This window comes from Aquimarina sp. AU474 (genome assembly GCF_900312815.1).
Taxonomy (GTDB): domain Bacteria; phylum Bacteroidota; class Bacteroidia; order Flavobacteriales; family Flavobacteriaceae; genus Aquimarina.
Genome location: NZ_OMPE01000009.1, coordinates 1,710,216 through 1,734,586, shown reverse-complemented (window position 1 = coordinate 1,734,586; position 24,371 = coordinate 1,710,216). Strand labels below are relative to the sequence as shown.

The following is a 24,371-nucleotide window of genomic DNA, read 5'->3' as shown; positions in this document are numbered from 1 at the left end:
GTGGTTAGACTGTCGCAACAGGCTTCTAACCACTTTTTTTATAGGATAGTTTATTTAATTAATGCACTTTTACACATTAACCACTATATATTTTCTTCCAGATCTTTTATAGTACACACCATTATGTGCAAAATACTTTACACCTCTAATCTTAACTACTTTATACCCTCTTGGTAAAGTAGTCACTCTAACTCCGACTGGCACAGTTACCGTCCTATAAGATTTGTTCTTTTTTATATACCATACTCCTCTACTTTTATAATATCTTACGTTATTATGTACTACAACTCTGGGGTGATTTAATTTAGTAACTACAACTCCTCTAGCAGGACGAACAGTAACCGTTGTAGCGCAAGAAGTTGTTAAAAAACAAATTATTAAAATCGGTATCCACATTTTTAATATCGCACCCATAGTCTTAGCTTTTTTTTTAGTTTCTTATACTTCTATGACTGCGATATTTTAAAATGGTTTAACGTGTACCCTATTTCTCAACATATTCCTGTATCGGGATCCCATCGATAATTACATTCTTAAGAACTGAAACCCCATCCTTAACATACACCTCTGCATATACATTTTCTTTCAAACCATCCCGATTCACTTTTCGATATGCTTTTTCTGCATCATAAGCTTTGGTTTCTTCCATATAAAATCTATTAAAAGGTAATTCAAAACTTATCTCTTTGTTATAGTTCCCGATTACTTTTGCTAATATAAAATCCTTAGAGCTAGTCAATGGTTTTTTACTTATGGCTACAGGAACAGCAAAACCGTTGTCATCTTTTTTGATATAGATTCTTATTTTATCTCCATACGCATAACTTGTATCTTCTTTTGTAAAAGAATCCATCTCGTATTGCAGTGTTATGTATTTTCCTCTAAAAGGATCTGTTGGGTCAATCGGTCTGGTTTTAAACTTATATACTTCTCCAGAAATAAGCACATCTTCTTGCTCCCATATCATTTGTACTGGAATAAAAATTTGCACTAATACCAGTAGCATAAATCCTATAAATAAGTGAATTGTTTTCATACCTGTAAATCTTTAATTTGTTGTTTAAACCTTTGTTGTTTCTTTAACATAATATAATTGGTAACAAAAAAACCAGTTCCTACCAATACAAATAATATTCCTCGGATTACAAAACTCATACCTGTGTCAAAAAATCTACAGATAATTAGTGTAGCAATAATTAATAGTCCATAATTAAGTATTCCAAAATTAAATTTATCTACTCCTATTTTTATAGCAGATATCCCTAAAACAAATACTAGTACATTCATCAAAATAACAGGGACTACTATCGATGAAGAAAACGAGAAGTACACTATCCAGAACAGTATAAATGTTACTTGAAATAGATTGATTTTTTTCAAACCTTTTTTAAGAACCATGTTTGCCAACATTACAAATGCAATTACAAATAATGCTAGTGCCACATACAATTCATTAGAACCATAATTAAATTTACCTATAAGATCATCCCATACCCACCTGAATGTAAATATCATCAATGATATCACTGTTCCTAATGAACCAATCACAGTATACCCGTTTCGTAGGATTCTAAGCTTATTAAATATGGTAAGTTTCCCTACATTATAAAGCAAACCATAAGCCGTCATATACATTAAAAACCCTAACGCTCCATTATCACCAACAAAAGCACTCAAAGCTATTGTAATGCTTATTGGAATAATCCAATTAAATATTGTGATTGTATTACTAGAAATCCTCGTTCTTAACAAATTATAATAATGCGGAATAATGGCTAATAAGAATACAACATATAACCAAGGTGTTTCACGATGTCGATAATTCCACAACCCTACTTCGATGGCATAATAAGTACTTAAAATAAGTACAAGTAATGCTACCGCATTAGATCTCAATACATAAATCATGGGTAAACACAAAATGATCCAAGTAAGTAAATAAGACCCTAGTTCTCCGGGAATATTATATACCTGACTGATTAGAGATATGCAAGCTCCAACTGAGAAAAACAGAAAAGTTCCTGTAGCTTCTTTCCACGCTGTACTTTTTTCTTTAAGAATTGAAAAACCGACCATAAATTGACCAATAACCAAAGGAATAAAAGCAAGTATTGTTTTAGTAATTCTTGAAAAATCATCCCAGTTATGCGCGAGCATCAAGATAATACCTGACCCTACTAATAATGCTCCAAAAATCCCAAAAATAGTGAACAACTTATTGGGTTTCCCCAAATTTTTAGTCGCATAGTATTGTTCTATCTTATTTGCAAGTTCTGGTGAAATAACTTTATCTCTTACCAGTGTTTGCAGTTCTTTATTAAATTTTGAACTCATGATACAAAGTTGTTTAGTGATACATTTTAGTTAAAAAGGCAGCTGCCTTATACAGCTGCCCTTTCTAATCATCAAAACAAGGAGCTTCCCCCCGGGTATTGATTTTGATCTTATTACTTAGAATCAAATCAACATAGCTCCTTCTTTTGATTATTGCTCCTTACTTTCGATATACTTCTTATCTCTAGTATTTTTCTGTACGGCAATGGCCGCAAATAAACTTAGTGTAAAGGACATCCCATAAAACCCTTTCTCACTTAATTCTAGATCAGCATTCCATAAACCAACAATTAATAATAAAATAGAAATGATTGTTGTAAACCAACTAATCCCATAGTAGATTTCTGTAACAGGAATCCCTTCTAATCTATCCCTAACACTTTTTTGTACAGATACCGCAGAAAACAATCCAAATAATAAGATTGTAAAATAATATCCCTTTTCATTTAATGGCATAAACGCATTCCATAAACCTATGCAATAGGATATCATACCAATGAATAAAGCAGACCATGATGCTGATATAAAAGCCGGCGTTGGCTTTTGATCATATACCTTAACTTCTTTTTTTTCTAACTTTTCGTTTGTAGTATCCTCAGATACATCATTACTAAATTTGTAGTCCATAATTAATTAATTTTGATGATTATTTTTTTATTTTGAACAGTACAAATGTGCGATCATCTAGTCAGGTATTAAATTCTAGTTTTTGCAAAAACTTACGATATAATTAATTAAAAATATATCATTAAGTCTTAATATAGTATATTTATATCATATTTTACTTACGATATAATGAATCATACTGTATCTATTATTCGCACTTTATCCGATGAAGACAAACGAAGTTTCATCACTTTACTTCGACAAAAAAACAAAAGGAATGACACCAAGAATATTCAATTATTTAAATTAATGAACGTTCATGATGAGGTCAAAGGTCTTGATGTAAAGATTTATGGCAAACCTGCTAAAGGTGCTTTTCATGCACTATGCAAAAGATTACATGATAATTTAATAGATTTTGTAGCCTCTAAGAGTTTTGAAGGCGAAACCTCTGAAGAGATGGATATCCTCAAACTCTTATTAGCAAGTAGAATATTTTTTGAGCAAAAACAATATAAGATAGCCTTAAAAACTATCCAAAAAGCAGAACTTAAGGCAAAAACTTACGACTTGTACAGCATCTTAAACGAAATTTATTATACCAAAATCCAATATGCCCATCTTAACATTACAACACCATTAGAAACCCTAATCTCCGACTTTAACAACAACAAGGCATCCATACAGCAAGAAGAAAATCTCAATTTATTTTATGCAACCGTACAAAATAAACTTATCAAAAAACACAAAGATTTTGCAATAGTAATACGTGATACCCTATCAAAATTTGGAATTTCAATCACCCAAGATTTAACGTTTAGATCCTTATTTAAAATTTTAGAAATTACAAATACCGCAGCCCAAGCCACACGTGATTATTTTACCATATTGCCTTTTGTTGAAGAAGCATATACTCTCATTGACACAAGAGAAAAACTTATCGACAAGCATTTATTTTATCATATTCAGATCTTATATTATGTAGCCAATGCTTATTTTAGAAATAAGAATTTTGAAACTTCAATGCGTTATCTTTCGTTAATGAAAGATCAGATGGATAAGTATCAATATAAATACCATCGTCGATTCTACCCTCAATATATATTACTCTATACCTTAAACCTTAATTATACTGGGAATGCGAATTTGGCTATTACCACAATTCATGCTTTTGAAGATGCCAAACATAAAGAACAAATAACATATTTATTAGATCTTAAACTAAGCTTGATTGTATTTTATTTCATGCAATCAAGGTTTAAAGAAGCTTTAGGTGTATTAACTAACCTATATCATAGCGATCATTGGTATGCTGAAAAAGCTGGGACAATCTGGGTGGTTAAGAAAAACCTGGTAGAAATTCTTTTACATATCGAACTAAATAATATTGATTTGGTAGAATCGCGGGCAAATAGTTTTAGAAAAAAACATAGTGTATACCTTAAAAATAATAATGAAAATAGAGCTTTAGAATTTTTAAAACTAGCGCTCGAGTATGATCGTAAACCTGAGGTTGCTACAACTGACATTTTTAGAAACAAAATATCAAATTCACTTACCACATCAACACGAGAACAAGAAGATATTTTTGAAATAAGTTTTTATGCTTGGATAAGATCTAAGGCATATAATACAGAATTATATACCACAACACTAAAGCTGGTAAACTAATAATTTTGTTAAAAAATACTCTTTAACCTTACTTTCACATAAGCGCTTATGTAATTTTAGTACTTTCCGCCGTTTAAAACTCTTCATATGCTAAAAAATACATTTTGGTTATTTCTATTGATGATAACCATTACAACAGCGGATTGTTATGCTTTTCAATCCAAAAAAAGAAAAAAAGGAAAAAAGACAGCTATAGCTCCTCAAAAAAAAGGAGGTAAAAAGGACACTATTATGCCTTATAGCAAAGTCATTACCAAAAATGCGAAGACGGATAAAGGTTTGTTCGACATTCATCATGTAAACGACAAATATTTCTATGAAATACCTGATACTTTATTAAATCGAGAAATGTTGATGGTAACTCGTATTGCCAAGACTGCTGCCGGAATTGGGTTTGGTGGCGGAAAACAAAACACTCAAGTACTACGATGGCAAAAGAAAAATAGGCAAATATTACTTCGTGTAGTTTCACATCAAGTTTTTGCTTCAGACTCATTACCTATTCATGAAGCTGTTGTTAATTCTAATTTTGAACCTGTTCTATATGCTTTTCCTATCAAGGCTTTTCATAAAGATTCTACTAGCACGACTAATAACGCAACGGTAATTGATGTCACTAGTTTATTTAAAAAAGATGTGAAAGCTTTAGGCTTTCCGGATAATAGACGCAAACAATATAAGATTTCGAAATTAGATGATAGTCGGTCGTATATCGACACTATACGAAGTTATCCTCTAAATATTGAAGCTCGTCATGTTAAAACTTATAATGCTGCCGAAGCTCCTTCAAACACAAGTACAGGATCTATCTCATTAGAAATGAGTAATTCTATGATATTACTTCCTAAAACTCCTATGAAACGTCGTTACTTTGACCAACGTGTAGGGTGGTTTGCAAGAGGACAAACAGATTATGGTCTAGAAGCTCAAGAGAGTAAAACCGTAAGATATTTGGATCGCTGGAGATTAGAAGTGAAGCCTGAAGACGTAGCTAAGTTTAAAAGAGGAGAATTGGTGGTTCCTAAAAAACAAATCGTATACTACATTGATAGAGCTACTCCAAAAAAGTGGAGACAATATATCAAAAAAGGTGTCGAAGATTGGCAAGTAGCCTTTGAACAAGCCGGTTTTAAAGATGCTATTATCGCCAAAGATCCTCCAAGCAAAGAAGAAGATCCCGATTGGAGCCCCGAAGATGTACGCTACTCTGTAGTGCGTTATTTGGCATCACCAATACCTAATGCAAACGGCCCTCATGTAAGTGACCCAAGATCTGGAGAAGTTCTAGAAAGTGATATCAACTGGTATCATAATGTTATGACGCTATTAAGAAATTGGTTTTTTGTACAAACAGCAGCCATCAATCCAAATGCTCAAAATGTTGCCTTTAAAGATGAAGTTATGGGTCGTTTGATCAGGTTCGTATCGGCTCACGAAGTAGGTCACACTTTAGGTTTACCCCACAATATGGGTAGTAGCGTTGCTTATCCTGTTGAATCTCTTAGAAATCCAGAATTCACCAAGAAATATGGTACTGCACCTTCAATAATGGATTATGCTCGTTTTAATTATGTAGCACAACCTGGAGATGGCGATGTTGCCCTAATGCCAAATATTGGTATTTATGACAAGCATGCGATAAGATGGGGATATAGACCTATACTAGATAAGAGCGCCAAAGAAGAAAAGAAAACATTAGATCAATGGATTCTTAAACATCAAAATGACCCAATGTACCGTTTTGGAAAACAACAATTTGGGGTAATCGATCCTAGTTCTCAAACCGAGGATTTGGGTGATGATGCTGTAAATGCTAGTACATATGGTATTAAAAATTTAAAACGTATTGTACCTAACTTAATTAAATGGACTGCCGAAGATGGTAAAAACTATGATGATCTAGGAACCATGTACCAGCAAGTGTTGGGTCAGTTTAATAGATATATGGGACATGTAAGCTCTAATATCGGGGGAGTATATGAATATTACAAAACATATGACCAGGAAGGAGCTGTCTATACTCATGTAAGTAAAGAAAATCAAAAACGTGCTATGCAGTTTTTGCATGAACAGTTATTTGCTACGCCAGAGTGGTTATTAGACAAAAACATCTTTGATAAGATAGAATTTGCCGGTAGTATCGAACGTATTCGCAATTTTCAATCTAGAACTTTAAATAGATTATTAGAACATGGTAGAATGGCTAGATTAATCGAAAATGAAGCTTTAAATTCTAACGAAGCTTATACTTTGCTTAACATGATGACTCAATTAAGATCTGGGTTATGGTCAGAGTTACAAAGTGGTAAAGCTATAGATGTATATCGTCGTAATTTACAAAGAGCTTATGTTGATAGAATGGAGTTTTTAATGATCAAAGAGCAACCTAAAGTTCCGGAAAACATAAGGCGTTTTGTAGTAAGAACTAATGTAAACGCTTCTCAAAGTGACATTAGAGCTGTAGTGCGAGCAGAACTAAACGCGCTACGAAGAGATACTAGAAATGCTATTGGAAGAAGCCGTGATCAAATGACAAGATATCATTTACAAGATATTGTAGAACGAGTAACTTCTATTCTCGAGCCTAAGAAATAAAAACATTGAAATTTATTTAAAATTGTCCCTACTTAAGTTATTTAAGTAGGGACTTTAATATTATAACCAATTTATGTTTTGAAAACGCTTTCAATTATATAAGCTCATATACAAAACTTCAATCTATAATTATTCTCAGAAATTTCCCCTATTCAAAAAGGGGTATTATCCCATAGCATTGTATTATGATAAGGTTTAGGTTTGCTCACTAAACTAATGTAATCTTTAAATCATACATATCGATGGCTTTAGAAAACTTAATAAACACAGTATTTTCTGATAAAGAACTATCTCAACTCACTCAACACATTAAAACAATTAAAGAAGTTCTATCTGGCAAAACTTACGATCTTTCTAACGAACAACGTAAACAATATGGCCATATCGCTAATAAGAATAAATTAATGGTGAATAAGGCCAAGAATTACATGGAACAATATCCCGAATGGATTCCTCAATCTATAGACAAAGAGGAGTTTGATCGCGATCATGAAACTTGCCAACAAATAGATATTCATATAAAAACATTACAAAACATCACCCAACAGCTAATCGACACCAAAATGCTTTTGGATTATGAAAATTATTCTAATGCATTAAGTTTTTATCGTTCAATAGTTTATTTATTAAACAAAAATGAACCAGGAGCAGAAACAGCATATCTAGATATGAAAGAATTATTAGACAAAAAAGAAACTTTAACAACTGATACTAAGGAATAATTAATCCTGCTTAAAACAACAAAAACTATTGTTATTACGTTATAAAGTTGTAAAAATCATCTCTTCACACTAATGAGTATATTACCTAAATTTGGATTATTACAGTTTAGAAATTCGGTAAGAATATATCACACAAGTATTACCGAAAGCTTACAGTTATTTAAAGAAGAAACAAGAGAGCGAAAGGTTAATCTTTTTTTATTTCATAAACCTAATGAACTTGAAGAACTGGATAGTGCTATAAATTTTCTAAATAATTTTAGGATCATGATCCATGTAGATTGGTTAGAAAATGTAGAAGAGGATGATAAGGGTGATAGTATTACCACCAGCATTACTCAAAAAATTAAAGACAATAATAAATTTATTTTCTTGGCTACCGAAGATGCAATACACTCCAAATGGTGTAACTGGGTATTGCGTTTGGCAAAAACCAAAATTCCGGTAGATGATATTGTGATGCTACCAGTAAGAGGAGATTATGATGATTATGGGGGTGAAGAATTTTTACAAAAATATCCTTATATTCATGAAGGTGAAGAACAGATCTATTACATAAAATATCCCAATGGAGATATTAAAAAATTAACCGAGTGGATGACGGTATAACTTTTTGTACTTAAAAATTAATCATTGTTTTTAAACTTTTTAACTACTTCATCATCCCATACTTGTACTTCGATATAACGATCATATTTCATTTTTTCTATAGATTGCCATTTTTCTTCAGAAGGCATCCCAAATTCATCAATTAAACTATTTATTTCACTAAACATAAATACTTGCCCATTACATTTTTTACGATACATCTCTAACTTTGGTTCATCATGAAACTGAAATGAAACCATACTATCAGGATATGTAAAACTAATGTGTTGGGGATTAAAGTTCTCTATAGGGATTTTAACGACACCTGGATTCGCATATAAAGATTTTACCCAATCGCATTCTCCCAAAGTAAAATAAAAAGGATCATTACGATTAGGCTCTCCTCCTTTGCGAGCAAAGGCATTTTTTAATCTTTTCTCTAAATCAAACCTTAACTCAATATAGTTTGCAGGTCTTTTACTATTAAAACCTTCAGAAATATTGTTTTGAATTTCTAGAGCTTTTTCAAATTCGTTCTGTGTTATATTGAGAAATGGCCCTTTATCAATTTCATAATAATGATATAAAAATTGTGGTATCTTCACGTAGCGTATTAAAAACAATTAGCAAACTCAATTCGTATCTATTTTTTTTAAAGTGTACCTGCCACTTTATCTATAGCCGCAATAGTTTTATCTAGATCATCATATGTAAGTGCTTCTGTAATAAACCAAGTTTCGAAAGCACTTGGTGCTATATAGATTCCGTTATCCAAAAGACCATGAAAAAACTTTTTAAAAGTATCATTATTTCCAAGAGCTGCAGTATCAAAATCCACAACATTTTCTTCAGCAAAATGTACCGAAATCATTGATCCTAATCTATTAATAGTATAAACAACGTTGTGCTTATTAAGAACTTCTGCAACACCTTTATGAAGATATTCAGTTTTATCTGCAATGCTCTTAAATATTCTGGGGTTTTTATTTAATTCTGTAAGCATTGCTAAACCAGCTGCCATTGCTAATGGATTACCGCTTAGGGTTCCCGCCTGGTATATGGGTCCCAAAGGAGCAAGGTGATTCATAATCTCTTCTCTGGCAGCAAATGCGCCAACAGGAAGTCCTCCTCCAATTACTTTACCAAATGTAACTATATCAGCATTAACCCCTAACAGTTCCTGTGCACCTCCTTTGGCTAATCTAAAGCCAGTCATCACCTCATCAAAGATTAGCAAAATATTATGAGCATCGCACAAATCTCTAAGTCCTTCTAGAAACCCTTTAACTGGGGGGATACATCCCATATTACCTGCTACTGGTTCTATAATAATACAGGCTATTTCTTCCTTATTGGATGTAATTATACTCTCAACATGTGCCAAATCGTTGTATTTTGCCAATAATGTATCCTGGGCGGTACCTTTTGTAACGCCTGGACTATTTGGACTTCCAAAAGTAACAGCACCACTGCCTGCCTGTATCAAGAATGAATCACTATGACCGTGATAACATCCTGCAAACTTGATAATTTTATCCTTGCCTGTAAAACCACGTGCCAATCTCACTGCACTCATGCAGGCTTCGGTTCCTGAATTTACAAATCGTATTTTATCTATATTAGGCACCATTGAAACGGCCAATTCGGCGATTTGTGTTTCAATCTCTGTGGGCATACCAAAACTAGTTCCTTTTTTGGCTTTTTCGACTACTGCATTAACCACAGGTTCATATGCATGCCCAAGAATCATAGGACCCCAGGAGTTAATATAATCAATCAGTTCATTTCCATCCTCATCGTACAAATACGCTCCTTTGGCTTGTGTAACAAATATAGGGTCTCCCCCCACAGCTTTGAATGCTCTTACTGGTGAGTTCACCCCTCCAGGAATTACTTTTTGTGCTGCCTTAAAAAGGGCACTACTTCTTTGGTAGATCATGTTTAATTGAAATCTTCTTCATCATTATCAGAGACAGTAACTTTTAATACTTGTCCGACTTTGATATTATTATCTGCTAGATTATTATATGTTTTAAGTTCTTGTACCGATATCTTATATTTTCTAGAAATAGAGTATAATGTATCTCCTTTTTGCACAAGATGTCCGTTACTACTTGTAATACTAGTAACAACGGTAATTTCTTTATTTTTCTTAGGTTTTTTTTGTTTTTTTCTACCCAAAACATCATTATCAAACTCATCTAATTGATAGCGCTCAATAATACTTATTAATTTCTCAGGATATTTTTTATCTGTTGCATATCCTGCTTCTCTAAGCCCCCGAGCCCAGGATTTATAATCCCGTTGATTAAATGTAAATAATCGAGCGTATCGCTTTCTGTTTTTTAAGAATAATGAATGATCTCTAAAAGATTCTTTTGCACGGTCGTATTTCCGGAAGCATTCTTGTGAACGGTCATCATCATGATATACTCGAGCCCCTTCCCAATCATGGCACTTGATTCCAAAATGATTCTTTGCTTTACTAGTTAGTTCACCATAGCCCGCTCCTGATTCAAGAATCCCTTGCGCTAAAGTAATACTTGCAGGAATACCATATGTTCTCATTTCATCTTTGGCAATTGCCGAAAATTCGAATATATATTGTTGTACGCGTTCTTTATATGAAAGTGCCGTTCTAGGTTTTTTAACCGGTTCTTTTATAGTTCTCTCCGTGGTAGTACGTTCTACTTTGGTCACAGAAGTTTGTCGAGGTGTTGGTTTCTTTGCTCTTGATGTGCTTATTGCTTTTTTGTTTCCTCCACACGAAAACAAAAACGCAACCATACACAACAACGAAATAAATTTCTTCATTTTTAGTATCAAATTGTAATAGGGGGTAGCTTCTTTTTCATTAATTTTTTGTTCATCCCAGCTATACCCTGTAGCCCGCCAGTATGCACGGCTAAAATACGAGTATTTTTTGGAAAAACACCTTTTTGAATTCTATCAAAAATCCCAAAAAGCATCTTAGCTGTATAGACTGGATCCAGAGCTATTTGTTGCTGCTCTTTAAACATATTTATAAACTCAATAAGTTCATGATTTATTTTACCATATCCCCCAAAATGATAATCCTGAACCAACTCCCAGTTTGTTTTAGAGGTAAATCTACTAATTTCCTTGACAAGAAAATCCCCTTTTAGAGCAGGGAAACCGATTATTTTTTGATGTGAAAAAGAACTATTGATAATTCCGGATATTGTTCCTCCGGTTCCTACAGCGCAACAAACAATATCATATTCAGAATCTTGAGCCGATAATATTTCTTCACACCCTTTTATCGCCAAATCATTGGTTCCTCCTTCAGGAATTAGATAAAATGATCCGAATTCAGTTTTTAAAGAATCTAAAAAAGCCGCTGTAGTTTTATTTCTATAAATTTCTCTTGACACAAATTTCAACTGCATCTGCTGTGTATTTGCAAATTGTAAAGTATCATTTTCAGATAATGTTTTATCAAGATTTTTTTCTAATTCATCTCCTCGTATAATACCAATAGTTTTTAATCCCACTATTTTTCCTGCAGCAGCAGTAGCGGCTATATGATTACTATATGCTCCTCCAAATGTGACAATAGCATCATATCCTAATGCACGAGCTTTGGCAAGATTGTATTTTAATTTTCTAAACTTATTCCCAGAAACATGCTTATGAATCTGGTCTTCACGTTTTATATCCAACATCACTTGTGCATGATCCAAAATAGAATGAGTGATTGACTGATTAATAGAGTTTATGGATTCCGAAGAAAAAAATTGCATAATAAATGCTATAGTTAAGCATACAAAAGTACACTTAATTTATTTTTTCTTATTTTTGGTCAACCAATTTATGTAACTCAAAAGATCATGATAAATAGAAAGGCCTTTTATAGACTAGTAATACATACATTGTTTGCAATATCTATATCGCTGATCCTTACTAACTGTAGTGCATCTGAGGAAAACACACCTGAAGAAACTTCCGGCGAAGTACCTGTAGAAGAAGAACCTGAACAAGAAGAGGAACAACAAAAAAATATTACATGGAAAAACTGGTACCTATCTGTCCCAATTAATAGAGGTAATGGTAAAGCTACTTCTATCTACTATGAAGCGATCGAAAACAATGTTCTTACCGAAAATCAAAAAAAATATTTTTATAAAAACGCAGATGGAAGTTATACGTTTTTTACGCACTTTACGGGATACACAACTTCAGGAGAATCATCTTTGAATGGAGGGAAGTACTGCCGAACAGAATTACGTGAGTATTGGCAAGGCAATCAAAGCACATCGGATAATTGGTCAATGACTACAGGTACACATGTGCTAGAATCAACATTAAAAGTAACGTATTGCGAAGGAAGAAAACAGACGTATGTTGCCCAAATTCACGGTATTAAAAATGATGCGTTGGGTCTTAAGAATTCACCCGCCACTGTAAAAGCGCAATGGTATGATGGTGATCTTGTCATAGAGTACTACCAAAAGCCTGATAGCGGTGAATGGACTAGTGATGGAGATAAAAAAGTGACCATTGGTCGAGTAGACAATGAGAAGTTTACAATTTCTTTAAAAATTGAAGGTGGTAAGTTATTATATAAATTAGTATGCGTGAATAAAGATATTGACACCAACTACATCATGTTATATGATTATGTAGGAAATGGTTATCAATACGAGAATTATTTCAAAACTGGTAATTATTTTAAATGGAACTCCGATTACAATCAATCTGCCGAAGTGATTTTATATAGTGCAAAAACAACACACAATTAGTTTACAATGTTAAATAAGGTCAATTTACTTTTACCAATATTTAATAAAACTCCAAGGTTTTCTTGTTTTCAGGTAGTTGAGATCATCTTCATTAAGGTAAGCTTCTCGTTCAAAAGAAATATTACGATACGCTTGTTGAGAATTGCGATATTGTATTAGCCTGATGATATACTCTGCAAAATAAAGAAAATAAAAAGGTAACACTAATAGTTCTGCCTGTTGTCTTAGATGTATTCGTTCATGATTTATAAAAGCTTCATCTTGCTTTAAAAAAGGTTCTTTTACCACAATAAAGGGCCAAAGAGCAATACCAACAAAATGTCGGCCTATCAAATATTTGTTAACGATTACGGGCATATAACTGCAAGATACTTATTTTTGTATAATATGAACAATCCTAAAAAAATAATAACTCCAGAAGAAGGAGATTATTATATCACCCCAGAAGGGTATCGATGTTTTACAGAACAATATCACCTAAGAAGAGGGTATTGTTGTGAAAGTGGTTGTAGGCATTGCCCATATGGGTATGACAAAAAAACCAATAGTTATTCTAAAAAATAGATCTGTAACCCATTGCATGGTATGATTATTGTGACAGATTTATTTACAAATGTTGTTGTTAAATCTATAAAAAATCCAGGATTATGAAATTTTTTTCACTTTTATCATTAATCCTTATCATAACTCTTAGTTCTTGCACTACAGTTCGCGTTGCTTCGGATTATGATAAGAAGGCTAATTTTAATACATATAAAAGCTTTGCTTTTTACAAGCCAGGAATAGACAAGGCTGAAATTAGTGACCTAGACAAAAAACGCATCTTAAGGGCTATTGAATCTGATATGGCCGCCAAAGGATTTACTAAATCTGCAAACCCAGATGTATTAGTTAGTATTTTTACTAAAACTAAAGAAAACGTAAACGTATATCAAAACAATTTTGGATATGGAGGTTTTGGATATGGATGGGGATGGAACCCATGGTTTTGGGGAGCAGGCTATAATAACACTGTATCCAGAACTACTGAAGGCACTTTGTACATAGATCTTATTGATGCCTCTAAGAAGGAATTAATTTGGCAAGGAATGGGAACATCTGCTTTGACGAAAAAAGTCGATAAGAAACAAGAAAAAATGAATGAGATTGTATCGGCTATTCTTGAAAAATATCCCCCACAAGTAAATTATTAAATAATATTTCATGTTAAGCATAGTAGCCTTTCTTTTGTAGAAAGGCTATTTTTTTATGTACATTTATACATAACTTGACACTAAAATATATGCGTAATTTTTTGCTTGGTGCGTTAATGGCTGCCCTACTAGTTTTTGGAATAAAATATTTTATAGATCAATCTAATCAGCGAAAAACCGAAATACAATCATCAGATTTGATTTTAACTCAAATGCAGAATGTGGGTAAACTAGTAGTCACTGAAGGTCATTTTTCGGAAGTCATCACCTATAAAGATGCTAAAAAATACTACTGGGATGCCCTAATAGCCAGAAAATCGGCAATTGTTGTAGTTAATGCCAAAGTTCAAGTTTCTTACGATTTAAGTAAAATCGATTATATTATCAATAAGGATAATAAAACAGTGGTTATCACTAAAATACCAGAAGCAGAAATCAATATAAATCCCGATATTAAGTACCATAGTTTCGTTTCAAACATTTTCAACTCTTTTGTCCCCAAAGATCTTAATCGAATTCAGAAAAGGGTGACAAGCGAACTAGAAACAAAAGTCAAAAAATCTACCTTGGTTTCTAATTCTGAAAATAGGCTGATAAGTGAACTTCAAAAAATATATATTCTTACGAATTCTCTAGGCTGGAAATTAAAATACAATCATACAGAAATAAGTGATCAAAAAAATCTGAAAGAATTTCTTAATTAATCCCATCACATATATCTAATTGCCACCCCAGAACCAACATCTACTACTATTGGGTCTGGGATCCATTTAAACAAACTCATATGGGTAAGGACTCTGGTAGTACCAGAATGACAACATCGCGTTTCTAAATAAATAACAAAAAGATGGAAAGAGTTTTATCTTTCCATCTTGGTATAAAACCTGTTTAAAGAAATTCGCTTTGTCCCTCAAACTTCTCAAGTTATTACAGATTATTATTTTGTTATACATGTAGAACGAGAGAGATTTGAATTACCCTACCCCCCTTTTTTAATTTTTTATAAAATTTTCTATTGTTTTTGCCAAATCCTCCATATTTACCCGTTCTATTTGATGTGGACAATTTTCAATAACTACTAATTCACCGTTAGGTAATGCATTACTAATTTTTTGCGACTCTTCTCTGGTGACCATTTTATCTAAGGCTCCTACACTTACTAATACCTGTTGTTGTATTCGTTGTATCCCTTCTTCTTCTAACGTAGGCGAATTACCCAAATCATTCATCATTTTTGCGGTCTGAAGTACCACATCTCTCCAATACATATCAGAATGTAAAACCTCTAAATATTTAGCAAATTTTGGAACTTTTTCTGCTATTTTATCCGGATCGAGCATACTCACTTCTTGTTTAGAAAATTCTGGTGTCCAATCAAATTTTGTACCTAGGGTTATTATTTTATTCACAATGTCAGGATATTTTCGAGCTACATTAATACCAACATATCCTCCCATACTATATCCAAAAATTATAGAACGTTCTAATTGATGTTCTTCTATAAATGTTTTAGTATTTTCTGTAAATAAGTCAATATTAAAATCACTTTCTATGGGGAGCCCTCCATGCCCTGAAAAATTAAATGAATAAACATTGAACTTTTCTTTTAAGATATCGTGCAATTTTTCGAATTGCTTTTTACTTCCTAGTGCTCCATGAAGTAATATGATGTTATTTTTCAATTGGAAAGGGTTTAAATTTTACTTTGGTTCGAGACTCATTACATAATCATAGCTCTCATCAAGATACTGAGATAGCCTATCTAAATCCTCTAACATCTTTTCTGGTATCAATACATATCCTTTCATTACCGCATTGTATGATTTGTAAAGTGTTGAATCAAATTCTTTAATATATTTTTCTTGAACTTCTTTAGAAAATCGAATCCCTATTTCTCCCGCTTTATTAAAAAGTGAAAACATATACCCATTGGCAGAAGTATACGGCATTGTTTTTCCTTTTCTTTCAAATCGATTACACTTTGCCACAAGTTGATCGTAAATTTTTAATTTTTCTTCCCACATGGTTTATTGTTTTTCGGCAAATACTTTAAATTGTTGCATCCACTTTTCTACTTGTTTTCTATACATACCAGGAAAAACTAATGCCATTAACTTAGGTAACACCCAATTTATCCTTATATATTCACATTCGTAATCATATCGTGTTTGATATTCGTCAATTTTAATAAACGTATATTTCATGGTATTATCCATATGTTTATGATGGTAATGTGCTTCAAAAGATTGAGGTAAGTTATTATTAAGTATGGTTTCTGTAAGAATCATATCTCTTTTACCATGCTTATAATACATTTTTGATATTGCCCCATTTTCTCCGACATTACCATGTTCTAGTTCTTTTTTTACAAAACCATCTTGATGCTCTTTCAAATTTGACGCATCCATAAAAATAGCAACTAATTTATCTCTCGATTGATGAATGTTTAATGAACCCTTGTACTTCATAATGTTATTTTTAATTTAATACTTAAGGCATAGTTAAAAATACAAATTTGAGTTTTGGTTACAGAAGTGTTTTGTAACCTATTTTTGAACGCTATTTTATTTATTTTTTAATCGTTCAAAAAACTCTGAAGGAGAAATACCTTCATACAATTTAAAAGTCCTATAAAACGAAACTTTATTATTAAAGCCCGAGTCGTAGGCGATTTCTATCAATTTAATTTTTGAATTCACCTTTTGTTTCATAATTCGTTTAGCTTCATTTAACCTATACTGAGCTAACAAATTTTTAAATGAACAATTAAATTTTTGATTAATTATTTCTGAAACGTAAGGTGTTGGTAAAGAAACAGATGTTGAAAAATCTTCTAGAGTAAGAAAATTATCTACATGAATTTTATCTATCTCGAATTTATCAATAATCAATTTCTCATCTTTTTTACGCTTTTCAAGATCACCTAAATCAGTAATTTTAGCATTAAAAACAGATGATTTATTAACCAACTTATAAGCTATAGATTGAATGATAAAGGTCATGATCAACATACTTATTTGATTAACATGAATTGTTTTAAACTCCCCTAATGGTTGAAGTATGTAAAAAACGAAGTGTAATATTAAAAATGAAGAATATAGAATCAAAACATGGTAATACCAATTCACCAAAGTATTATTAGTCACTTGAATTTTAAACTGCTTCAACTTGCCAATACCGGCAATCACATATGCTCCAATGTATGCAAAAAAACTAAGGCTAAAATAAAACTCAAAATCTTGATAACTAGGAATCTTATCCATAAAATCGTGAACAGTTTCTATTTTTTTATTAGCCTCTAAAAAATAAAATGGCAAATTGAGTAAAAACATCAACCCGAAAGGAATGAAATGGAGATAACTCTTCTTATGCAACCTAAACTTTTTTTGAGTCAATGCATAAGCCATAAAAAAAATCAAAGGAGGTTTTATAAAACTAATAGGGTAGCTAACACCAAGCACATGGGGAACAGAAACAATAAGGTTTGTCTCTACTAATAAACGCTCGAAAAGCGTAACCCCTTCAATAACCAGAAATAAGGAAAACAACTTTTTAAATAGAGTTTTATCTTTGGTTTTTAGGAGTACAAATGCAATAAAAAATGCCTGACAAGTACCATAGACAATAAGAATGTTCAAAATCAACGAGATATCCATCATTTATAAAATATTGCTTTCTTTTTTATAATTACGTAATCCTATTTTCATGGCCCACCAATATTTTCTCTTGTATAACCAGGTCCAGCTTAGATAATCAAACAACCCTAAATATATCCATTCCCACACTATAAAATTAATACACATTGTTTTTCCCGCTTTTATTCTAATCTGGTTTAATTCTGATTTAGAAATTCCATTTTCTTCTAGCTGCTGTATAGACATGGATTTTTCGTATTCTTCAAATTCTGTATCTAAAAACGGTCTATTTATATGTTCCCAAATATCAAACCTGTCGATAACAAGAATGGAGTTATTTTTGGCAAATATTTCTATTTCATCTTTGGATTCGTCTCTTAAAAAAATGATTTCATTATGATTATAAACCAGAGAGGGAGGATAAGTGTTTAGGTTGATTTCTGATATTTGATCTTGATCAATTTTTTTAATTTTGTGAACAGGGCTTTGTTTGAAAAAATATCCATTAGGAAATGTTATTTCTGTATTGGTTATCTCTACCTTTATTTTTTCAAATTTGTTATACATCGATGATATTATCAGTACATTAAAAAAGATTCTTATCAAATTCCTTTAGGGACTATATAAATATATTAAAAAAGCACAAGTCTATACACTTGCGCTTGATCGGCTATTTCTTTTATTGTTAGGTACTGATTTAGGTAAAGGTTCGCGAAAAAAAAACTATTACATAATTTTATCTATACCATACTTATTTTCCATCAAAACAAAATTTATTTAAATCATGTAATGTCATGGCACCAGCAAATCGTTTAATCTCTTTTCCATTCTCTACTAATAGAAAGTGAGGCAATCCTCGAACATTAAATTTCTTTAAGGTCTCCATGTTCAAATCGGCATTAACCTTTACTACTTTTATCCCTTTCGAGGTTTCGGCAAAATCCTTTATGATTGAATTCATCATTACGCAAGGACCACACCACTCTGCCCAGAAATCAATAAGCACTAATTCTTCTTTAAGAAGTTGATCTATATTACTATTATTCCCTTTATGTATTTTAAAATTCTTATCCTTTTGAACAAATTGCTTTAATACAAATCTAAAAGGTAATGTAAAAGCCGCAAAAATTGTTGAACCAAAAAAAAGAAGCAATGCCAGTAAAAATTTAAATGTAGTAACTATGTTTTTATTTTTCTCGAAGTCTTTCTCTGCTGTGTTCTGAAAATCAATTATTTTACTTTTAAAATTCATTTTATCAATTAATTCGTAGGGATATACCAGTTAAGCACCGCTCAATCTTCTTTGCAATACTATTCAAAAACTTAATTTTTCACATAAAAACAGGTAGAATAGTGAGCATATCAAATAATCGCTATCGTCTATTTCATATTCCGTTTTAATATTGACCAGCTCCCGGATTAAAATTTTTACTCTTTAATTTACGATAAGTATCGTTACCCAATAGTAATAAATTATCCTTAATAATAAGCGTTAATGTATCTTTTTCGATCATCATTTTCAAAAACTCTTGATCAATTATGGCAGGATATTTCTCGTTTTCAATTTTTACATCAACCCTGTAGTTATCACCTGCTCTTGAAATAATAAGGATATTTTTATCATTTTGAGTATCTACCCATTTTCCTTTAAATTCTTTGCCTGGATTCTTTGTACAAGAAAAAAATGTGGTGATAACCACTAATAAAACCCATATAACTCGCATATTATTTTTGTTTTGGCATGTTACCTTTGTTGGTATTTAATTTCTTGAATATGTTACATCAAATGGTAATATCTGTCTAAATTAAAAACCCCTCCCCGTTTACTCATAACATAAATTTTAATTGAAAAAAAAGTTTTGATACCTCTTAAACACTCTGAAATATTTAAAATAAATATATTTATTTCTTAATTTTTGCAAAAACAATTCGCAAGTAAAAACTCGTAAACCATTATTTATCAGACATATATTCAATTACAAACGAATACAAGTGATTACAAGCGAAATTAAACACTTCCTAACCGAATCTCTGAAACGACGCCATCTAAGTTTGCATTGTCGAAACATCAAAACTCGATAGTATCAATTGTTTAACGCTAAAAAATTAAATATTATGAACACGCTCAAAAACAAAGTACAGTTGATTGGAAACTTAGGACAAGAACCTGAAATTGTAAACCTAGAATCTGGTAAAAAATTGGCTAAATTCTCGATCGCAACAAATGATTATTATTATAACAAAGCTGGAGATAAAATCACAGATACTCAATGGCACAATATCATTGCATGGGGCAAAACTGCAGATATTATCGAAAAATATGTCAACAAAGGTCAAGAGATCGCTATCGAGGGTAAACTCACCTCTAGAAGTTACGAGGATAACGAAGGGCAAAAAAGATATATTACCGAAGTTGTTTGTAACGAATTGCTTATGCTGGGTAACAAATAAAAAACACCTACATAAAAATCATATAAAAAGCCTCAAAAATGAGGCTTTTTTCACATCTAATTCTTACGTCAAAAACACAATAAATATCTCCGTTTGTCGCCTGAAGTAAGTTTCGTAAAATTAATACAACCAGGGTGTTACTAAAATTCACTATTTTTAACAATAGTAACAAATACCCTCTCTTTTTTGAATACATATACCAAATATTGGTTCCTTGAAGGATTTAATCTTTTCAATAAACTTGGCAGAATTACTATGATGCGGATGTGCGAAATTCTAGAAATGGAAAACATTGATAAAGGGAGCAAAATTGAATTCATAAAAAAGGACGAAAAAAGTATCTTTTTTCTTAAAAAAGGAACTATCAAAATTGTAGATACAGTTAATGACAATGTAAAATACATCGTTAAAAAAGGGAACATTTTTGGAGAATTATCTCTTTATGATACTATTGCCGCTTCTCAAGAATTAGCTATCGCATTAGAAGATTGTATTATCTGTTATATCGAAGCCGATAGAATGGAGAAAATCATGGAAAAGCATAAATCCTTGAAAAATGGTGTTTTAAAAGTATATGGCTTACGTATTAAAAAATTAGAACGTAGACTCAGAGATTTATTATATAAAGATAGTGTATTGCGTATCACAGAATTTATACAAGATTATATACAGGAATTTGGCGAGCAAGAAAATAATAGAATCATTGCCAAAAATCTTTTATCTCATAAAGACATATCTAACCTTACTAATACATCTAGACAAACAGTTAGTAATGTTATGAGTTGTCTTCGAAAAGAAGACGTAATTGATTACGACTCACAACATATTTCTATGTCAATAGCTCAAAAAAGATGATCGTATTTTTTAAAAAAATATGGGTGAAAATAGTTGATCTTTTTAATCAAGATCTTATGCCTCAACAATTAGCTCTAGGTATTGTTATTACAACCCTAATATTCATTTTTTACATATGCAAAATATTATTATTTGGCTTTATAGATTGGATAACAACGGTCATCTCGATTGTAATGGTGTTATTCTTTTTATTGAAAGGATTGTTAAAGTTTTTCGTCAAACCTAACCAAATCTAGCTAATGAAACCAACAACCAAAACAACCAAAATACTTGGATACCTGGGGCTTATAGCTTCGGTTCTTGTAGGACTAGGTGAGTACTTTTTACATTACTCGGATCAAATTCTAGGTCATGCAGAACACTATGAGTTTTTTAGATTTGTATCTCAAAACAATCTGACTACGGGTCATTTTTTGGCGGTAATCGGACTTCCTTTGTACTTTGCAGGATATATTCATATATATCAAATGTTACGTCCTGGTAACGAAACTTTGGCTAGGATGGTTTTAGGGATTGGTTTTATTGCATTTGCCGTAGGCGGAATCTGGATTGGTTCTAGATCTTCAATAGGTAATATCATACATTTAAAAAATACTATTCCCCCTGCTGCATATCAGAATCTCCTAGATCATTATACCAGTCATATGGAAATCTTAGTCAAAGTGTTACGCATAGTTATTGCCGCTCTTTCTGTCGTATTTGCCATTGCTATTATAAAAGGAGGCACCTATTATAAAAAATGGATGGCAATCTGTAATCCTATTGTCATCCTATTGCTCTTAGTACTTATTGGCCAAGCGTTCCCGGCCATAGGAAAACATATGCTACCTATATTAATGAACGTAACTCATTTTATACTCTTTACCTTATCATTGCTTCAACTTAACGCTTATATAAAAGATAAACACTAATCATGATTAAAAAGATCTTAAAAATCCTAGGGCTTCTTATTCTTTTACTTCTAATCTTTGTGATTGGGTTTTTCTGGCGGGATTCTGTATCAGACAAATATGAAGTCTCGATTAAAAAAGAAAAAATCCCTACGTTTAAACCAGTACCATTAGATTTTACCCATCAATATAATAGTAAAAAATCTCTTCCAATTGCACCTTCTGCATTAATCGATATTAATAATGATAATGTAGATGAAGTTTTCTTTGGAGGAGGAATGGCGCAAGAAGATGCCATTTTTGCATATCGCAATAATCAGTTTGTAAATATTTCTTCAGAAACAAAATTACCGCAGAAAGGAACTTCAACCACTACAGTAGGTATTATTTCGGCCGATTTTGACAATAATGGGTTTACAGATTTATTAATTGGTCGAGAAGATGGACTTCATTTATATTATAATACTAACGGGGTTTTTTCTGCACAAAAAATTGATACTCCTATGAATGAGAAATCAAATCCTGCCGGTATTACTGTTGGTGATATAGATAAAGATGGAGATTTAGATATTTTTTTGGCCACCTATCTCAAAAAAGAACTTATGGAAGGGCAAACCATTTTTGAAGATTATGAATATGGTTCTACCAGCGAATTGCTTCTTAACAATGGAGATAACACATTTAAAAGTATTACCAAACAAGCCGGATTAGATTATATACATAATACTTTTCAGGGGGTTTTGGTAGATATAAATAATGATTCATGGTTAGATTTAGTAGTAGTTCATGACACTGGTGAAGCTCGTACTTACAAAAATAATGGAGATTTAACCTTTACCATGAAAGAAAATCCGTTAACCAAAAAATTTGCATACCCTATGGGGCTTGCAGTAGGCGATTATAATAACGACGGCTTAGTTGATTTTATGTTTTCAAATACAGGAAGTACTTTACCGCGATTCTTGGCCAAAGGGGATATTAAAAATGCATCATTATTTAATGAAAAATGGATTTTATTTAGAAATGAAGGAGGTTTTAAATTTAAAGATGTCGCAGAAGAGGTAAAAATAGCAGATTATGAATTTTCTTGGGGATGTACCTTTGCAGATATGAACAATGACGGGTTACAGGATCTAATGGTCGCAGAAAACTACGTAGATCTTGCACCTAATAAATTGTTTCGATTACCCAGTCGTTTATTAATACAAAAAGAGGATCATACCTTTGTTCCTACTGAGGAGGAAAGCGGAGTTATAAATCCCAATTTTGGGATTACTGCATTAGTAAGTGATTTTAATAAAGATGGATATCTGGATATGATTTGGACAAACATCGACACTCCATCTTTGGCATATATTAATCAAGGGGGTAATAATAACTTCGTACAAATTGACCTAGAAGACAATGCAGAAGCCCAAGGAGCTAAAGTGACCATCGAGACCCGAAAAAAGACGTTAACCGATTGGCTAGTAACAGGCGAAGGATTAGCCAGTGATCAAACAGCAATATTACATTTTGGGTTAGGTAAAGAATCTGAGATCAACAAAATAACCGTTGATTATGTAAATGGAAAAACATTCGAAATTGATCATCCAGAGTCGAATCGTATTATTGACATCAAAGCAGAAATTGAAGTAAAGAAAATTAGGGATTCTATTGCAAAGGCACCAGTACAATGAGAAAGGTTCTCAATATCATTATAATACTATTAAGTATTATAGGAATCATGGGCGCAGGAAGTCTAGTAATAGAAGAAATACAAACAGGTAATGGATGTCCCAAATTATGGATAATTCCTTTTTGTTTGATCATCTTAATTTGTTTTGTAGTACCCCTGTTTGTGCATGTTTTAAAAAAATGGAATGTTTTATATTTCCTTTTTACAGGACTCGCAGGAATAATTGCATTAATCGCCTCAATAATGCAGTTTATAGGCACTGGTGAGTGTCCAAAAACAAATAGCGGTATACCCATGTGTTATTTTTCGCTATTACTTTTTGCTAGCCTTATTATTTCAAAAGCATACCTACTTAGAAAAAATATAAGTAACAGATCATATTAAAACTCA

Annotated in this window: 29 protein-coding genes; 13 read left to right on the top strand and 16 right to left on the bottom strand. The window is 32.0% G+C overall.

The genetic code is table 11. The features are described from left to right. Positions 1-69: 69 nt before the first annotated feature. The 4 genes from DK508_RS20855 to yiaA form a co-directional block, all read right to left on the bottom strand. Complete coding sequence (locus tag DK508_RS20855; protein ID WP_160114822.1) at positions 70-414, bottom strand: DUF6515 family protein; 345 nt, start codon at positions 412-414, stop codon at positions 70-72. A gap of 70 nt (positions 415-484) precedes the next feature. Beyond that, positions 485-1,036 carry a GDYXXLXY domain-containing protein gene (locus tag DK508_RS20850; protein ID WP_109302704.1) on the bottom strand — a complete coding sequence of 184 codons (552 nt, stop codon included), beginning with the start codon at positions 1,034-1,036 and terminating at the stop codon, positions 485-487. Next, positions 1,033-2,334 (bottom strand): DUF2157 domain-containing protein, encoded by a 1,302-nt coding sequence (locus DK508_RS20845; protein ID WP_109302703.1) that lies wholly within the window; start codon positions 2,332-2,334, stop codon positions 1,033-1,035. The genes DK508_RS20850 and DK508_RS20845 overlap by 4 nt, the downstream gene beginning before the upstream one ends. A gap of 150 nt (positions 2,335-2,484) precedes the next feature. Further along, a complete protein-coding gene (yiaA, locus tag DK508_RS20840) occupies positions 2,485-2,961 on the bottom strand; it encodes an inner membrane protein YiaA (RefSeq protein ID WP_109302702.1) in 477 nt (158 codons plus the stop codon). 168 nt (positions 2,962-3,129) lie between these two features. On the opposite strand from yiaA, the gene DK508_RS20835 reads away from it, so the two are divergent. The 4 genes from DK508_RS20835 to DK508_RS20820 all read left to right on the top strand — a co-directional run bounded on the left by DK508_RS20835 (position 3,130) and on the right by DK508_RS20820 (position 8,537). After that, positions 3,130-4,611: a hypothetical protein gene (locus tag DK508_RS20835; RefSeq protein ID WP_109302701.1), complete on the top strand. Its 1,482-nt coding sequence runs from the start codon at positions 3,130-3,132 to the stop codon at positions 4,609-4,611. Positions 4,612-4,698: 87 nt separating this feature from the next. Next, the gene (locus DK508_RS20830; protein WP_109302700.1) at positions 4,699-7,206 is read left to right on the top strand and encodes a zinc-dependent metalloprotease; all 2,508 of its coding nucleotides are present in this window, start codon (positions 4,699-4,701) and stop codon (positions 7,204-7,206) included. Between the two features lie 242 nt (positions 7,207-7,448). Further along, positions 7,449-7,928: a hypothetical protein gene (locus DK508_RS20825; protein WP_109302699.1), complete on the top strand. Its 480-nt coding sequence runs from the start codon at positions 7,449-7,451 to the stop codon at positions 7,926-7,928. A gap of 72 nt (positions 7,929-8,000) precedes the next feature. Further along, positions 8,001-8,537, top strand: a complete 537-nt coding sequence (locus DK508_RS20820; RefSeq protein WP_109302698.1) for a TIR domain-containing protein — start codon at positions 8,001-8,003, stop codon at positions 8,535-8,537. 17 nt (positions 8,538-8,554) lie between these two features. On the opposite strand, the gene DK508_RS20815 is transcribed toward DK508_RS20820, so the two are convergent. Genes DK508_RS20815 through DK508_RS20800 form a run of 4 tightly spaced genes read right to left on the bottom strand, consistent with a single transcriptional unit; the run spans position 8,555 to position 12,280 of the window. After that, a complete protein-coding gene (locus DK508_RS20815) occupies positions 8,555-9,121 on the bottom strand; it encodes a hypothetical protein (RefSeq protein WP_109302697.1) in 567 nt (188 codons plus the stop codon). A 47-nt stretch (positions 9,122-9,168) separates the two neighbouring features. Continuing rightward, the gene (hemL, locus tag DK508_RS20810) at positions 9,169-10,455 is read right to left on the bottom strand and encodes a glutamate-1-semialdehyde 2,1-aminomutase (protein WP_109302696.1); all 1,287 of its coding nucleotides are present in this window, start codon (positions 10,453-10,455) and stop codon (positions 9,169-9,171) included. 2 nt (positions 10,456-10,457) lie between these two features. Further along, positions 10,458-11,330 carry a glucosaminidase domain-containing protein gene (locus DK508_RS20805; RefSeq protein WP_109302695.1) on the bottom strand — a complete coding sequence of 291 codons (873 nt, stop codon included), beginning with the start codon at positions 11,328-11,330 and terminating at the stop codon, positions 10,458-10,460. A gap of 8 nt (positions 11,331-11,338) precedes the next feature. After that, the gene (locus DK508_RS20800) at positions 11,339-12,280 is read right to left on the bottom strand and encodes a 1-aminocyclopropane-1-carboxylate deaminase/D-cysteine desulfhydrase (RefSeq protein ID WP_200831894.1); all 942 of its coding nucleotides are present in this window, start codon (positions 12,278-12,280) and stop codon (positions 11,339-11,341) included. Between the two features lie 87 nt (positions 12,281-12,367). Between DK508_RS20800 and DK508_RS20795 the strand changes: the two genes are divergently transcribed. Then, positions 12,368-13,279 (top strand): polysaccharide lyase family 7 protein, encoded by a 912-nt coding sequence (locus DK508_RS20795; RefSeq protein ID WP_109302694.1) that lies wholly within the window; start codon positions 12,368-12,370, stop codon positions 13,277-13,279. Between the two features lie 30 nt (positions 13,280-13,309). Here the strand turns inward: DK508_RS20795 and DK508_RS20790 are convergent, their stop codons facing one another. Then, positions 13,310-13,636, bottom strand: coding sequence for a hypothetical protein (locus tag DK508_RS20790; protein WP_109302693.1), 327 nt, complete (start codon positions 13,634-13,636; stop codon positions 13,310-13,312). A gap of 30 nt (positions 13,637-13,666) precedes the next feature. Here DK508_RS20790 and DK508_RS21310 point away from each other — a divergent pair, with 30 nt between their 5' ends. From DK508_RS21310 to DK508_RS20780, 3 genes are all read left to right on the top strand, one after another. Beyond that, positions 13,667-13,843, top strand: coding sequence for a DUF5522 domain-containing protein (locus DK508_RS21310; protein WP_160114821.1), 177 nt, complete (start codon positions 13,667-13,669; stop codon positions 13,841-13,843). Between the two features lie 83 nt (positions 13,844-13,926). Further along, positions 13,927-14,472, top strand: coding sequence for a DUF4136 domain-containing protein (locus DK508_RS20785; RefSeq protein ID WP_109302692.1), 546 nt, complete (start codon positions 13,927-13,929; stop codon positions 14,470-14,472). 89 nt (positions 14,473-14,561) lie between these two features. After that, on the top strand, positions 14,562-15,176 hold the full coding sequence (locus DK508_RS20780) for a DUF4230 domain-containing protein (RefSeq protein ID WP_109302691.1): 615 nt from the start codon (positions 14,562-14,564) through the stop codon (positions 15,174-15,176). A 288-nt stretch (positions 15,177-15,464) separates the two neighbouring features. Here the strand turns inward: DK508_RS20780 and DK508_RS20775 are convergent, their stop codons facing one another. From DK508_RS20775 to DK508_RS20745, 7 genes are all read right to left on the bottom strand, one after another. Beyond that, positions 15,465-16,154, bottom strand: coding sequence for an alpha/beta fold hydrolase (locus tag DK508_RS20775; RefSeq protein WP_109302690.1), 690 nt, complete (start codon positions 16,152-16,154; stop codon positions 15,465-15,467). Between the two features lie 18 nt (positions 16,155-16,172). Continuing rightward, positions 16,173-16,496, bottom strand: coding sequence for a hypothetical protein (locus DK508_RS20770; RefSeq protein WP_109302689.1), 324 nt, complete (start codon positions 16,494-16,496; stop codon positions 16,173-16,175). Positions 16,497-16,499: 3 nt separating this feature from the next. Further along, positions 16,500-16,940: an SRPBCC family protein gene (locus DK508_RS20765; RefSeq protein ID WP_109302688.1), complete on the bottom strand. Its 441-nt coding sequence runs from the start codon at positions 16,938-16,940 to the stop codon at positions 16,500-16,502. A 96-nt stretch (positions 16,941-17,036) separates the two neighbouring features. Next, a complete protein-coding gene (locus DK508_RS20760) occupies positions 17,037-18,131 on the bottom strand; it encodes an AraC family transcriptional regulator (protein ID WP_109302687.1) in 1,095 nt (364 codons plus the stop codon). Next, positions 18,132-18,674: a hypothetical protein gene (locus tag DK508_RS20755; RefSeq protein WP_109302686.1), complete on the bottom strand. Its 543-nt coding sequence runs from the start codon at positions 18,672-18,674 to the stop codon at positions 18,132-18,134. A 184-nt stretch (positions 18,675-18,858) separates the two neighbouring features. Next, positions 18,859-19,359, bottom strand: coding sequence for a co-chaperone YbbN (locus tag DK508_RS20750; RefSeq protein ID WP_109302685.1), 501 nt, complete (start codon positions 19,357-19,359; stop codon positions 18,859-18,861). A gap of 145 nt (positions 19,360-19,504) precedes the next feature. Continuing rightward, positions 19,505-19,831 carry a hypothetical protein gene (locus DK508_RS20745; protein WP_160114820.1) on the bottom strand — a complete coding sequence of 109 codons (327 nt, stop codon included), beginning with the start codon at positions 19,829-19,831 and terminating at the stop codon, positions 19,505-19,507. Between the two features lie 391 nt (positions 19,832-20,222). Between DK508_RS20745 and DK508_RS20740 the strand changes: the two genes are divergently transcribed. The 5 genes from DK508_RS20740 (at position 20,223) to DK508_RS20715 (ending at position 24,365) form a co-directional block, all read left to right on the top strand. Further along, positions 20,223-20,558, top strand: a complete 336-nt coding sequence (locus DK508_RS20740) for a single-stranded DNA-binding protein (protein WP_109302683.1) — start codon at positions 20,223-20,225, stop codon at positions 20,556-20,558. A gap of 186 nt (positions 20,559-20,744) precedes the next feature. Continuing rightward, positions 20,745-21,413, top strand: a complete 669-nt coding sequence (locus tag DK508_RS20735; protein ID WP_200831893.1) for a Crp/Fnr family transcriptional regulator — start codon at positions 20,745-20,747, stop codon at positions 21,411-21,413. Between the two features lie 239 nt (positions 21,414-21,652). Further along, a complete protein-coding gene (locus tag DK508_RS20725; RefSeq protein ID WP_109302681.1) occupies positions 21,653-22,324 on the top strand; it encodes a DUF6796 family protein in 672 nt (223 codons plus the stop codon). 2 nt (positions 22,325-22,326) lie between these two features. Then, on the top strand, positions 22,327-23,982 hold the full coding sequence (locus DK508_RS20720) for a CRTAC1 family protein (RefSeq protein ID WP_235016451.1): 1,656 nt from the start codon (positions 22,327-22,329) through the stop codon (positions 23,980-23,982). Then, entirely contained in the window at positions 23,979-24,365 is a 387-nt protein-coding gene (locus tag DK508_RS20715; RefSeq protein ID WP_109302680.1) for a hypothetical protein, read from the top strand. The genes DK508_RS20720 and DK508_RS20715 overlap by 4 nt, the downstream gene beginning before the upstream one ends. The last annotated feature ends 6 nt before the right edge of the window (positions 24,366-24,371 follow it).